At 44.1% G+C, this 11,545-nt stretch carries 9 protein-coding genes and 1 pseudogene; 2 read left to right on the forward strand and 8 right to left on the reverse strand.

Translation table 11 applies throughout. From position 1 onward, the window contains the following. Nucleotides 1-320: 320 nt before the first annotated feature. Nucleotides 321-2,003 carry an alkaline phosphatase family protein gene (locus AB4185_RS13405; protein ID WP_017069461.1) on the reverse strand — a complete coding sequence of 561 codons (1,683 nt, stop codon included), beginning with the start codon at nt 2,001-2,003 and terminating at the stop codon, nt 321-323. A 184-nt stretch (nt 2,004-2,187) separates the two neighbouring features. Beyond that, entirely contained in the window at nt 2,188-2,976 is a 789-nt protein-coding gene (locus AB4185_RS13410; protein WP_017060470.1) for an SUMF1/EgtB/PvdO family nonheme iron enzyme, read from the reverse strand. 137 nt (nt 2,977-3,113) lie between these two features. Here AB4185_RS13410 and AB4185_RS13415 point away from each other — a divergent pair, with 137 nt between their 5' ends. Beyond that, entirely contained in the window at nt 3,114-4,445 is a 1,332-nt protein-coding gene (locus tag AB4185_RS13415) for an anaerobic sulfatase maturase (protein WP_102332855.1), read from the forward strand. A gap of 87 nt (nt 4,446-4,532) precedes the next feature. Further along, nucleotides 4,533-5,591: a HEAT repeat domain-containing protein gene (locus AB4185_RS13420; RefSeq protein WP_102332854.1), complete on the forward strand. Its 1,059-nt coding sequence runs from the start codon at nt 4,533-4,535 to the stop codon at nt 5,589-5,591. 147 nt (nt 5,592-5,738) lie between these two features. Here AB4185_RS13420 and AB4185_RS13425 read toward each other — a convergent pair. The 6 genes and pseudogenes from AB4185_RS13425 to AB4185_RS13450 all read right to left on the reverse strand — a co-directional run. Continuing rightward, a pseudogene (locus tag AB4185_RS13425) lies at nt 5,739-5,951 on the reverse strand (gamma-glutamyltransferase); the annotation flags it as partial. Further along, complete coding sequence (locus tag AB4185_RS13430) at nt 5,941-6,123, reverse strand: gamma-glutamyltransferase (protein WP_029222748.1); 183 nt, start codon at nt 6,121-6,123, stop codon at nt 5,941-5,943. The gene AB4185_RS13430 and the pseudogene AB4185_RS13425, both read right to left, overlap by 11 nt. 46 nt (nt 6,124-6,169) lie before the next feature. Beyond that, nucleotides 6,170-7,249 carry a sulfate ABC transporter permease gene (locus AB4185_RS13435; RefSeq protein ID WP_102332853.1) on the reverse strand — a complete coding sequence of 360 codons (1,080 nt, stop codon included), beginning with the start codon at nt 7,247-7,249 and terminating at the stop codon, nt 6,170-6,172. Between the two features lies 1 nt (nt 7,250). Beyond that, nucleotides 7,251-7,727, reverse strand: a complete 477-nt coding sequence (locus tag AB4185_RS13440; protein WP_017060466.1) for a hypothetical protein — start codon at nt 7,725-7,727, stop codon at nt 7,251-7,253. 10 nt (nt 7,728-7,737) lie between these two features. Then, nucleotides 7,738-10,941, reverse strand: coding sequence for a response regulator (locus AB4185_RS13445; protein WP_102332852.1), 3,204 nt, complete (start codon nt 10,939-10,941; stop codon nt 7,738-7,740). A 213-nt stretch (nt 10,942-11,154) separates the two neighbouring features. Then, complete coding sequence (locus AB4185_RS13450) at nt 11,155-11,529, reverse strand: hypothetical protein (RefSeq protein WP_017060464.1); 375 nt, start codon at nt 11,527-11,529, stop codon at nt 11,155-11,157. Between the last annotated feature and the right edge of the window lie 16 nt (nt 11,530-11,545).

Here is an 11,545-nt window from a genome sequence, read left to right on the forward strand (position 1 = left end):
AGACCACAAAGGCACTTAGCCTCAGAGTTAGGTTTAAGAGTCAGGGTAATAAGTGATGCTGTCTGGTGAGACTTTACTATTTGAAAGCCTTCCCAGAATGAAGATAGGAAAGTATGATTCGGCATGAAAACGGTAGTTTGTGTATGATTTTTGTTTGGCGACTAAACCATGTCACTTACTACCGTTTTTGTTTTTAGTTCCCGCTAATGCGCGATGAACCTTATTTGTTTCGACCTAGTGAGTCAGAAACAGATAAACGGCTCTTTTATTGAGTGGGTGCTGGATTCGAAATCTAGCTCACGAAACCTTAGAGATTGAGTCTACTCAGTGATCTCTTGCAGCACTTCTCCGATTGACCCGCTTGGTTGGGTGATACCCAGTTTGTTCGAAAGCGTTGGCGCAATGTCATATGGCGTCACTGGTCGCGATACCTTCTTAGCTTCAACGTCGTAGCCTGCAAAGATCACAGGCACATGAGTGTCGTATTTCCACGGAGAACCATGTGTAGAGGCAATTTGGAGGCCTTCCATGTCGTTAATGTAGCTGCGCGGTGCAAATACTACGTACACGTCGCCAGAACGAGCAGGGTGGTAGTTGTTTTTAATTAGCTGCATCACATGCGTATCCGGTACTCGGTTAGCCGCAATGTCACTACTTGATACAGCAAACGCAACACCTTTCACTTTTGCAATTTCATCCGCAATAGCTTCTTGGACCTTAGCCAGATCAAGCTTCTTCTCAGCGATCAGATCATGATTCAGATAGATGTAAGGTTGTGCGTACAAGCGAATCGCGTCTTTGGTTAAACCAAATTCATCCTTCAATCGTTTCTCAACACCACTCGAGAGTAGTGTGTCTTTATTGAAGTATTGAGCTTGATTGAAACCAAGCGCATTTGCCGCAGGTGAAGATTCAGGTACACCGTGGTCGGCAGACAGCACAATCAATGTGTTTTCTAGCCCGACTTGGTTATCCACGGTTTTGAAAAGCTTAGCGAGAGTCTTATCAAGTCGGATAAGGTTGTCTTCTGTTTCTAGGCTTTCAGGGCCGTAAAGGTGCACCACGTAGTCATTTGATGAGAAACTCACTGACAGATAATCGGTCACGTCGCCTTGGCCAAGCTTCTCTTGCATCAACAAGGTGCTAGCGAAGTTTTCCGTGATTTCGTCACCAGCAGGGCTGACGGTTAGCGTTGTGCTGTAGTACTTGTAACTTGCCGGGCCATAAGGATGAGGGAAGGTGCGTTGGAAGTCACCGAGTTTCACTTTGTGTTCGGTATCGTGTTCTTGCAACGTGTATTTATCACGCGGTAATGAGAGCTCCCATTTCTGTTTGGAATACTGAGCAGCAATCGCTTTCTCGTTCCAGCGTGATACCCAATCTGGATACTCGTCATAGTAATAGTTACTGGTGACAAACTCCGATTGTGCTTTGGAGAACCAGAAGGCTTTACCACTGTGTCCTGCCAATGAGATTGCGCCGCGGTCTTTCACTGATACACCGAATACTTTTGATTTGCCACTATTGGAAATCGTCAGTTCGTCACCAAACGTGGTGGAGAGTATTGGCTCTGGAGAGCGGCCATCGCCTTGTGCTGTCTTCTGCGTTGGGTCGATCTCTGTTGCTTTATCGACACCTGCACCAGAGGTCAGCATTTGGTAGTTACCGTCTTCTACGTTATACACCAAACGTTCTTCGCTACGGTCATACCAAACGTTACCTACCATGCCGTGTACGCTCGGTGGAGCACCTGTTGCAAGCGACACATGGCCCACGATCGTTTCCGTGTTGCCATGTTGGTAGTTTGCGTTGGTGTAGTAGGTACCATCATCCATTAAGTACCGGAAACCGCCTTCACCGAAGTTGTGCTTATATCGTTCGATTAGATCTGCGCGCAGGCCATCTACCGTGATTTGAAGGACTAGATTTGGCTTTTCCTCAGCTGAAGCTGGGAGAGCGCAGAGTAACGCGAGGGTTAGTCCTGAAAGCTTGGTGTATTGCATAGAGTTTCCTTATTCACTGTTGCCGCTGAGTTCTAATGTTTGGTCAGGTTTCCAACGTTTGGTCAGGTTTCCAACGTTTGGCCAGATTTGTAACGTGTGTGCAGTGCGAATCGTATTTTTAGTATTGTTGGTGACGATTAGTGAACCATAACCTTCGGCATCTTTAGTTAGTTCGCTTCGTTAGCTAGTTCACATCCTTAACTAAACGCAGCCCCATATCTGACATAGTGATCGATTGGCTTGCGAAGTCACGACGGTAACTTTCAGATTCATTTTCGTCATAAGCAAAGCTGCCACCGCGAACCGATTTGTGTGATAAACCGACGTCGCTGTGTTTTGCGTTGTTAGGGTTGTCTGTTGGACCGAATCGGTAGAAGGTGTCATCGAAGGCATCGATAACAAACTCGCCCACGTTTCCTGTCATGTCATATAAGCCTAGTTCATTTGGTTTCTTTAGCCCGACTGGATGTGCGCTATTTTTAGAATTTGCTGAGTACCACGCAACATCATCTAAGTTATTGGAACCACTGTAAGTATAGCCTTTACTTTTATTGCCACCTTTGGCTGCAAATTCCCATTCAGCTTCAGTAGGCAGACGGTATTCTTCACCCGTTAATTCATTCAACTGCTCAACAAAATAGTTTGCTTGCTGCCAACTAAGGTTATTGACCGGAACTTGTGGGTTTTGGAAATAACTGAGAGATGAACCCATCACCGATTCGAACAATTCTTGAGTCACCTCGAACTTCGCAATATAGAAACTATCTACAGTTACATTACGTGCAGGACGCTCTGCTTTGGTCGCTTCTGGACCGTTCGACCCCATGGTGAATGTGCCGCCTTCAACCAACACCATCTCTTGGTCAATTTGTTGGGCGATGGGGTGTGTAGGCACGCTTGCACAGCCACTCAGAAGGATAGTCATGGTGACGCTGCTAATTGTTGCTAACTGTTTGTAATTAAGAAATTTCATCACGTGCCTCAGATGTTCGAAATAGGGTCTAATTCTAACGTTTAAGGTCATTCCTATTGGTTATAAAGGGTATAACATGTCACCTGTTCGAATAGGAATTATGATGGGTCCAGAATACTAAAATAGGTAGGTAAATCATGCATATTACTCAAGGTCCACAATATAACGGTAAAGCGTCTAAGCGCTTGCATGTCATGGCTAAGCCGATTGGCGCAGCATGCAACATTGACTGTAAATATTGTTACTACCTAAGTAAGCAAGATTTGTTGGAGTACAAGAAAGGCAGTTCTCCAAGAATGGATGATGAGACGTTAGAAACCTACATCCGACAATACATCGAAGGTCAAAACACGCCAGAAATTATCTTCTCATGGCAGGGCGGTGAACCGACAATGCTAGGTTTGGCGTATTTTGAACGCGTGGTTGAGCTACAGAAAAAGTACCAACCTGAAGGTGTATTGATTTCAAACGATTTACAAACCAATGGTACCTTGCTGAATGATGATTGGGCGGAGTTTCTTGTGAAGAACAACTTCCTGATCGGTTTGAGTATTGATGGTCCCGAAATGCTGCACAATGCCTATCGTGTTAACAGAGCTGGCCGTGGCACATTCAAACAAGTGATGGCGGCTGTGGAGCTGCTGCACAAACACCAAGTGAAGTTCGCAACGCTTACCTGTGTGAATAACCTCACCAGTCAAAATGCACTTGAGGTCTATCGCTTCCTACGTGATGTTGTGAAGTCACCGCAAATGCAGTTTATTCCTATCGTTGAACAGAAAACGTTCCGAACGGTTGCACCCCAAACATCCCAAGTGAGCGAACAGCTCAAACAAGGCGACAAACGCCTGATCCCCGGCCATAAAGATTCGATCATGGAATCGTGGTGTGTGTCGGATTTGGCTTGGGGTAATTTCCTTATTTCTGTATTTGATGAGTGGGCTAAGAACGACATCGGTAAGGTGTTTGTTCAGTATTTTGAAGCGAGCGTAGAAACATGGATTGGGCGTCCGAACCCACTGTGTACCTTGAACGAGATATGCGGAAAGGGCTTAGCAATGGAGTCAAATGGCGATGTTTTCTCATGCGACCATTATGTTTACCCTGAATACAAGATTGGTAATATTCATCACGAGAAACTTGATGATTTGGCGTACAGCGCACCACAGCAAAAGTTTGGTTTTGCTAAATCCCGCACACTGACCAGTCAATGTCAGCAGTGTGATTACAAGTTCGCTTGTCATGGTGAGTGCCCTAAGAACCGCTTTATCAAAACTCGTGCAGGCGAACCGGGCTTGAACTACTTATGTGCAGGTTGGCATAAGTTCTTTTCTCATGTCGATAAGTCGATGGCGTACATCGCTCGTGCAATGGGGCACCCAGTGGCTCATGGTAAATTCAGCGACTCAGTATTGATGGCGCACCGAGCAAAACAGGCGCAACAAGCCACGTTCGAGACCAAGTTTTAACTCGTTCTTTGGATCAACAGGTCCAAGAAAAATTTAATCAGATACGAGTCTAAGGACAGGCTAAGTTCTCCAGTTTAAGGTAATACTATGATGAAGAAGAGTTTAGCGACGGCTGTTGCTTTATTGATTTCAACGTCCGCATTAATTTCAACGTCTGCGATGGCTGCGAATAGCGTACAACAAACGGTTGACGCGCCAGCACAAAATATCAATCAAGTGCTTGAAATGACGGACACTCAAACCCGCATTCAACAGTTGTCTTACATGGCACAAGATCAGAATCAATCTGTTGAAAATCGTACTGGTGCACTGCAAGAGCTTGCTTCATATCCAAGCCAAAATGCGCTGGTGGCGGTGGTAAGAGGCTTAAAAGATCAAAACCCTGAAGTTCGTGAAGCGGCGGTTATCGGTTCTGAACCTTACCAACTTGAACATCGCTGGGCGTTAGTTTCACCCTTGCTAAAAGACAGCGATACCATGGTTCGCCATACGGCAACGTCAAACCTAGTCCGTGACTTCAATGCATTGGATGACGAGCAGAAAGCACAAATTGAACCACCAGTCACAGAGCTTATTAGCTTCTTGGAAACGCAAGAATCTGAAAAGTACCAATTACTGTTTGCTGATGTGCTTCGTTGGCACAATGACTGGGATAAGGCGGAAACGGTTTATCTAGAGCTGATCAATACGCATCCAAAAGAAGCGCAAGTTTGGTTGAGCTACGCAGATAATTTTCGAGCTCAGAACAAAGATAAGCAAGCAGTCGAAGTATTAGATCGTGGTTTGGAGAGCGTGCCAAACAACGCCGCTCTGCATTATTCGAAATCGTTGACTCTGGTTCGCCTTGAAGACAAAACTGCGGCAGCCAAAGAGATTGAAGTGGCTGCGAAGCTAGCGAAAGATAACAGCTACTACTGGTACCTAAATGGGGTATTACAAGAAGAGTTGGATATCGACAAGTCGACTAAATCGTTCGAGAAAGCATATTTGATCTCTGGTTCTCCAGAGCAGCTATACGCGGTATGCGATATCTATGTGCGCTACGGAAATGAAAAGACCGATGATTGCTTAGGTGAGCTAGGTAAAGTAGCTCCTGACTATGTTATTGATCAGTTGAAAGATAAACGAGTAGCGCCAAGCTCATAATATCCTAATGAGTAATTAGCGAAGCCTATAATGAAAAGCCAGTCGACACGTTCGACTGGCTTTTTCGCATCCATGAACTGCTTAGACGAGGTTCAAGTAACTAAAGACAAAATAAGGGCAAGCCTGTTACTTGCCCATTTCGTTTTATTATTCACCCATAGAGCTTGATGCACGGCGTCTGTCGGTCGCGCCATAGATCTTGCCATCTTTGACTTCAATGGCATTCAAGCCACTGACGACTGGAATGACATGCACCGGATAACCGAGCTGCATGAACTCTGGTACTAACATTTCGGCGTAGGTTTTCTTTTCGACGAGCAAACCCGTTGGGTCATAAGGTTTGGTGCGATCAATCTTGGTCTTTGTCTTTTTGGTAAAACAGCGCAAAAGTACCGCCGCCAATCCCAGTCATATCCGGTTCAACCACCGACATTGTCATCTGCATCGCCACCATTGCATCGACTGCATTACCTCCTTGCTTGAGTACCGAATACCCAGTGCTGCTTACATATGGATTCGTTGCACTTACCATAAACTCTTCGCCAGTTTCGTCTGGCGTAATTGGAAAAGGATTTGGGTTAGAAGACGAAACTCAACATGATCGTATAAAGGACGGCATCTTTGTCATCAAAACCAGTAAGTGCATTGAAATTCTCAACAAAGGCACCGTTTGCTTTACGAGCCTCAAAATATTGCACTTCGCCATTGATGGAGACGTTAGGTAACACATCGTAATCCACACCAATTAGGTAGCTGTTTCCTGTTAGGTGTTCGTGAGAATCAAACTCTGCTCCGTAAACGACGTATGGAGTGAATAAATCTAGTCTGTAGCCCAAACTAGCGTACATCGAGGACGAGATGTCACTGATCTGTCCTTCACTTGTCAAAACAAATTGACCCAGTTCGTATTCTGCTCCTAATGACCAAAGTTGTATATGCTGGTTATCTTGCTCAGTTCTGAATGGGGTCGGTACTCCGGGAATTGTTGTGATAACAATCTGATCGAAATTTGAATCTAGGAAAGATAAATTCCAACGGTAGCTATCACCGCTTAGCTGCAGATTTGCGCCGAGCATGCGATTGGTTTCAAATTCCAGTTTTGTAGTCGAGTTGAAATCTACGTCATTTTTATCTTTTATGCCGATAAACGGAGTAAGTAAAAGAGTAGCTTCGTCACTGACATCGTGAGTCCAGCTCACTTTTATGCCATTGAAAGCTGTGATTCCGAGAACGCTGTTATACACCTCTGTAGGTGGCCTCGCGGTCATATAGGCTTGGCCTACATAGTAGTACTCAGAGGCAAGGAACAGTGGCAGTCGTAATCGACCAATGCTGACATCAAAGTCATTAAATTCATAACCTAAGTAAGCCCACTCTAGCTGCGGCTCACTCCAATCATATTGGGGTGGCTTGACAACTTGCACGGAAGCTTTGAATGAGTTGTAGAAGTAATCGAGTTGAACACCAAATGTGGTATCACAGTCGTAACAGCTCTCATCAGTAAAACCGCGGTTGATGATTAATGGATTATCGTTATCCGATGTTGCCCAAGACGTTGAGCCAAAGCCACTCAAGGATAAATTATCGGTAAGTTCGATATTCGCAAAAGCCGGAGAGGCCATTGAGGCACATAACACTGACGTAATTATTCTTTTCATATTATTTCTCCGAACTTATAACGTAGAGAACGTTGGCATTTTGAGGAACCGAAGAGAGTGGGGAGTAACCAATACGGTTTGGTTTGTCATCAAGCCAGTCGACTAAGCTGTCGGTTGACGCCGTTTTGATTTCTCTTGGATAACGCGCTTTTCCTGAAAAAGATAAACCAGCCCAGTGTGCATTCATTTGAGCGGCATTTTTTCCAAGCAAAAGCTGATAAAAGTCCTCTCTTTCGGCACTGTTCTCAGGCCAATCAGACAGTTCAACACGTTTGCCATTGAGGTGCTTAGTTTTCCCTCTATAGAGCTTTCGCGCTTTGTTTATTGATATCTCTTCAAATCCGGAGTCTAAAGAAAATATGGCATAATCTTCAGCGGCGTGAGCAGGGCTTAGAAAAAGCAAGCTTCCTAATAGCCCTACCGCGACTGGCAACATGACTCTGCGGGGAAGTGTTTTTATTGTTCTAATCCAATCCATGAGGTATCTCCTAACAAGTCGCACTTTCTATTTGATGGAATAGCTTTTCTTTTCTTACGGGCTTCGCTACGTATCCATCCATTCCGGAATCAAAGCACTTTTGAATATCATCATCGATAACACTAGCGGTTAACGCGATAATAGGAGTTTTGCTTAAGCCTTGGTTTTTCTCGTGTTCTCGAATCTCCTTAGTTGCCGTGAAACCGTCCATAACAGGCATCATGCAATCCATCAAAATAATGTCGAAGCTACTGTCGTTCTGGTACATATCAACGGCAATTTGTCCGTTGTCTGCAATTTCAAAGGCATATCCGGCCTTCTTCAGCATGATAGAAGCTACTTTTTGATTGACGCGGTTGTCTTCGACTAGCAATATTCTCTCTGATTTGCTCGGAATTGCGTTTTGTTCCGCTTCTTCAGGCAAAGTACGTTTGGTCGCAGCCCCGTTGATAATTGGAGTGACAGTTGCAGGTTGTTTCTTAGGTTGAGCTTTATAGGAAGCTGGTAGTGGCATAGCTTCTACCGCGGTGAGTACTTTCTCTTTAAGCATTTCGAACTTGAATGGTTTTGGTGCATAGTCATCCATACCAACGTCGAAACACCTCTGAATATCGTCATCGATGACACTGGCGGTCAATGCAATGATAGGGATGCGTCGCGTCGCTTCTGTTTCTTTTTCAATTCTTCGGATGTTGCTTGTTGCATCAAAGCCATCCATAACCGGCATCATGCAGTCCATGAGTATCACCGCGTAATGAGGATTAGCGGTGAACATGTCCACAGCTTCTTGACCATTATTAGCGAACTCGAATTCAAAACCACTTTTACCGACATGAAGACCAGCAATTTTTTGGTTGATCTTGTTGTCTTCAACGATGAGGATTTTGTGTTGGATCTCGACTGATGTCTGGCTTGCTTCTGATAGTTCCGCCAAACCTCGAGTATCACAAAGCTCAATAGCTTTAATTAAACGCAAGCCGAGTAGGGGCTGTGCGACTTGTGCAGTAACGCTGTCACCAAGATCCGCTGGCTCACTTAAGAAGGAACGTATCAAACAGATAGTGATGCCGTTTTGGTGCAGCTTTTCTAAGTTATCTGCGTGGGTATTAGCTAGGAATGCGTCATCTTCGGCGAAAACAACAGTAATAGGTTTAGTGTGTTTTTGAGTGGAGAGCTGCTCTGTAATTGCCGTTATATCATTCGTTTTATCGGTAACCTTCAAACCATAAAGGTTAAGGTCGGACTCTATTCGCTCGGAGAGCATGTTTTCGTTACCCAGCACATAAATATCAGCCGTTGCTGTACTTGGTTTTGGCAGTATCAAGTCAACAGGCAATACCAAGTCGAAGTAGAAACAGCTTCCTTCACCTTTGACGGAGTCGAGTTGAATTTGACCACCCATCAGCTCTACCAACTGTGTACTGATGGCTAGACCAAGACCAGTACCACCAAATTGACGTGTGGTTGAATCGTCTTCTTGAGCGAACGGTTCAAATATCTGTTTTTGTTGCAGTGAATCGATACCAATACCCGTATCTCGTACAGCAAATCGAATGGTGGCATTGTTATCTGCTTTGTTGAGCGTTTGAATTGATAATGTGACGCCACCTTCAGCCGTAAACTTCACCGCATTCGACATAAAGTTCATCAAGATCTGTCTTAAACGGTGATCGTCTATCATCACGCGTGCTGGTGTATCTGGGCTGATATCAACGTTAATCGATATTCTTTGTTCTTTCGCTTTTGGTGCCACAATAGAGGCGATGTCGTATATCGACTCTCTAATCGATGCAGAATGCGGGCTGATTAATAGCATGCCAGACTCAATTTTAGAGAAGTCTAAGATATCGTTGATTAAGCTAAGGAGCAGTTGGGATGAAGTTTCGATCGTATCAACATAGTCACGTTGTGTCGGTGTAAGCGGCGTATCTGCGAGGATTTCCGAAATACCAATAACACCATTGAGCGGGGTGCGAATTTCATGAGACATGTTGGCCAAGAAGCTACTTTTTGCTTTGCTGGCTTGTATTGCGTGGTCTTTCGCGTGTTCGGCATCCTCTTTGGCTCTCTCTGCGTCTTCTTTTGCTACCGTCAATCTCTCTTTCGCGAGCTCTCGTTCGATGGTCAATCGTTCAACTTGCTGAGCAAACAGACTGAGTTCATCTTTACCTTGGATTAATTTATCTAAAGAAGGGCGCGTGTCATCATTTTCGCTTTTTAAGAAAGCTAACACCAAATTAAGGTTGTTAGTGACTTGTCTCGCCAAGCTAAGAGTTAAACCCATAACAATCGCTGCCAGCAAAGCGACGATTGAAATAAACAGGGTTCGTTGTATTTGCGCGTCATAGATGGCTTGCTCAACTTCTTGTTGAAACTCTTGCTTGATTACGCCGCCAAGGCTTTGTAATAAGTTGAGCCGTGCGCTCATCGCTTCTAAGCCGACAGACACTTCTTGTGGCGTCAGTTGGCTGATTGTATTTAGGTCGAGTAGCGCGCTTCTTATCTCTTGGCTTTGAGCAAACACATCATTTCGAAACACTTCAACCATCAAAGAAACTTGATGTTCGTTGGCGTTCAATGAAACAAAGCGCTCTAAGAACAATTGCTGTCTTTCACTCAAGGTTTTGATCTGTTCGGCGAGTTCTGGGTCGTACTCTTGGCTGATTTGGAAGATCTCAATCAGTGAACTACCAAGCTTGAACTCTTCGTTCGACCAAAACATCAACCACTCAAGTTGTTGAAGGGCAGTGAGGTGCTGTTGAATTTCACGTTTAGTGTTTTCAAAAGGGACTTTCTCTACTTCAAGTAACAGTTGCTTGTATAAATCGCTCTGCCATTCGAGGGCATCCAATTTATCGTAAGTGTCAGTCACTTGCATCGTCGATAAGGTCGCTTCGCTGAAATCGGCAACAAGTTGATTCATTTCATCAGATGCGTCTAAAAAAATGATGGGAGACAGGTTTTTAAGTTCTGCCTTTACTTGGTTGCTTTGAGTAGCAAACTCTTCAGGGCTAGAGGTTAAGGTACTTCTATACAAAATAGAAATATCTTGAAGATAGACAGATAAGTGATTGGTTCGTTCAAAATCGGTTAACTGAGTCGTTAATATATAAGCCTGTCTACCTGCTAGGAAGAGTAATAATGAAATGGGAAGTAGAACTAAGCCAAAGAGTTTATGTTTGACTGAAAGGTTATTCCAAACCGTAATCGCCATATAAGGATCCATCCAACTGTCGTTATATAAAAACAGTAGAATAAAAATGCCGATATGGAAACTTTGAAACGGTAAATTTTACGTAAGTGTGGGAGAGGTATAAGTTCTTGTGATTCCAGAGCTTATTTTGAAATGCGTTCTTTTATTAGTAATTTATAGCGTTTGGCAGTTTGTTTAATTTTATGCTTATTGATGAATCACTTAAAAAGCTTACTAATGAGGACGATTGTTATCGAGGCTTAATTCGAAAAGAAGTTGCTCTAATACGGTTTTTGCAGAGGGTTCTAATGTCCAAATACCGAGCATTCTGTTAAGTGCGGCGCGATACACTCTGTTTTTTAGTAGGAAGGCGAGTGTGCTCGTATCATTGCTGAATACGTGCATTTGTACGATGGTGAGCTCTGCTTTGTTCTCAATGTCTATTTTCTGAAGATTGAAAGCGGGTAGGAAGGCAGACTCATACCAAACCTCAACGATCTCTCGAAGCTCCATCTCTTCTTCAGGTACATCGCACTCCTGAAGTTGGTGGTTTTCAGGAATTGCGGATAAGTAAGCTACATCAAGCTTGTCTGCAACGAATGTGTACATATTCTTCCTTGTTACC

Source organism: Vibrio sp. 10N.286.48.F5, from assembly GCF_041469785.1.
Classification (GTDB): domain Bacteria; phylum Pseudomonadota; class Gammaproteobacteria; order Enterobacterales; family Vibrionaceae; genus Vibrio; species Vibrio crassostreae_C.

Excerpts from the sequence above, each read along its gene's own strand:
- AB4185_RS13420 (WP_102332854.1), top strand. The coding sequence starts at position 4,533 with ATGATGAAGAAGAGTTTAGCGACGGCTGTTGCTTTATTGATTTCAACG.
- AB4185_RS13430 (WP_029222748.1), bottom strand. The coding sequence starts at position 6,123 with ATGGTAAGTGCAACGAATCCATATGTAAGCAGCACTGGGTATTCGGTA.
- AB4185_RS13440 (WP_017060466.1), bottom strand. The coding sequence starts at position 7,727 with ATGGATTGGATTAGAACAATAAAAACACTTCCCCGCAGAGTCATGTTG.
- AB4185_RS13435 (WP_102332853.1), bottom strand. The coding sequence starts at position 7,249 with ATGAAAAGAATAATTACGTCAGTGTTATGTGCCTCAATGGCCTCTCCG.
- AB4185_RS13410 (WP_017060470.1), bottom strand. The coding sequence starts at position 2,976 with ATGAAATTTCTTAATTACAAACAGTTAGCAACAATTAGCAGCGTCACC.
- AB4185_RS13445 (WP_102332852.1), bottom strand. The coding sequence starts at position 10,941 with ATGGCGATTACGGTTTGGAATAACCTTTCAGTCAAACATAAACTCTTT.
- AB4185_RS13450 (WP_017060464.1), bottom strand. The coding sequence starts at position 11,529 with ATGTACACATTCGTTGCAGACAAGCTTGATGTAGCTTACTTATCCGCA.
- AB4185_RS13405 (WP_017069461.1), bottom strand. The coding sequence starts at position 2,003 with ATGCAATACACCAAGCTTTCAGGACTAACCCTCGCGTTACTCTGCGCT.
- AB4185_RS13415 (WP_102332855.1), top strand. The coding sequence starts at position 3,114 with ATGCATATTACTCAAGGTCCACAATATAACGGTAAAGCGTCTAAGCGC.